Origin of the sequence: Litoribacterium kuwaitense, from assembly GCF_011058155.1 — a bacterium.
Lineage (GTDB): Bacteria > Bacillota > Bacilli > Bacillales > DSM-28697 > Litoribacterium > Litoribacterium kuwaitense.
The window spans coordinates 1-305 of the sequence record NZ_JAALFC010000165.1; the positions used below are offsets into that span (position 1 = coordinate 1).

The window sequence follows — 305 nt, forward strand, 5'->3', positions numbered from 1 at the left end:
CTCGACGAGATCCTTAATCGCTGCAACGTTGCCTGTTGCAATAAGATCTTGGGCTGATTGGGAATTGAGCGGAATATGTGTCTCAAGCCGCCCTTCATTGATGGGTGGGGCTCCTTAAAAGTCAGCGTGTAAGTGCCATTTTTTCTCTGATTCGAAGCGCGCTATCGTTTGCTTTAAAGAGCCAGTCGGACGTATCAAAATAATCATTTTTTGTGTGATAAAGTCATCGTCCTGAACATGATAGTATTTGAGAAGAGCTTTAAATTCATTTTCGTCTAAAAGATTTTTCCACTCAATTTCCTGTT

General features: G+C 41.3%; 1 pseudogene. It reads right to left on the bottom strand.

The features are described 5' to 3' along the window. Positions 1-114 precede the first annotated feature (114 nt). Positions 115-305, bottom strand: a pseudogene (locus G4V62_RS21085) (hypothetical protein); the annotation flags it as partial.